Raw genomic sequence first — 1,144 nt, 5'->3', positions numbered from 1 at the left:
TGGGTGGTGGACAGCTCGGCCATTTGGGCGGTGGTCAGGGCGGTGACCTTGGTGGCGGGCAGCGCCGCCAGCTGAGTGGTGGACAGCTCGGCCAGCTGGGTGGTGGAGATCGCCGCCAGGTCGGTGGCTTCCAGCGCCGCCATCTGGGTGGTGGTGAGCGCCGCCAGGTCGGTGGTTTCCATGCCGGCCACCTGGGTGACGGTCAGGGCGGCGACCTGGGCGGCGGACAGCGCCGCCACCTGGGTGGTGGACAGCTCGGCCACCGCCGTGGTGGTCAGGCCGGCCACCTGGGCGACGGTCAGGCCGCCGATCTGGGTGGTGCTCAGGGTCCCCATCTGGGTGGTGGTGAGCGCCGCCAGCTGGGTCTGGGTCAGGCGGCCGACCAGGGTGGCCGACAGGGCCGCCATCTGGGTGGTGGAGGCCTCCGCCAGTTGCACGGTGGACAGGCCGGTGATGCCGGTGATGCTCAGCGCCGCCAGCTGGGTGGTGGACAGCGCCGCCACCTCGCTGGTGGTCAAGCCCGCCACCTGGGTGGCGGTCAGGGCGGCGGCCTGGGTGGCGGTCAGACCCGACAATTGGGTGGTGCTGATGGCGGCCAGCTGGGTGGTCGACAGCCTTGCCACCTGGGTAACGGTCAGGGTGGCGATCTGGGTGGTGCCCAGGGCCCCGACCTGGGTGGTGGTCAAGCCGACGAGATTGGTGGTGGACAGGGCGGTCAGCTGGGTGGTGCTGAGGCCGGCCAGCTGGGTGGTGCTGAAGCTGCCGGCCTGGGTGGCGGTCAGGGCGGCGATCAGGGCACTGCCCAGCCCGCCGACCTGGGTGGTGTCCATGGCCTCGATATGGGTGGTGGTCAGCCCGGCGACGTTGACGGCGCTCAGCCCGCCCAGCTGCGTCGCGCTCAACTCGTCCAGCTGGGTGGTGGACAGCGCCGTCAGGTCGGTGCGCTCCAGCGCTCCCATCTGGGTGGTGGTCAACGCAGCCACGTCGGTGGTCTCCAGACCGGAGACCTGGGTGGTGGTCAGGGCGGCGACCTGGACGGTGGAGAGCCCAGCCATCTGGGTCGAGGTCAGCTCGGCCATCACCGTGGTGGTCAGAGTCCTCACCTGGGTGACACTCAGCCCGCCCAGCTGGGTGGTGCTCAAGG

1 pseudogene is annotated in these 1,144 nt (G+C 71.1%); it reads right to left on the bottom strand.

The features are described from left to right. Positions 1 to 1,144, bottom strand: a pseudogene (locus H261_RS25630) (beta strand repeat-containing protein); the annotation flags it as partial.

Source organism: Paramagnetospirillum caucaseum (assembly GCF_000342045.1).
GTDB lineage: Bacteria > Pseudomonadota > Alphaproteobacteria > Rhodospirillales > Magnetospirillaceae > Phaeospirillum > Phaeospirillum caucaseum.
The sequence above is the reverse complement of the archived record's forward strand: the minus strand, read 5'-3'. Positions and strand labels throughout refer to the sequence as shown.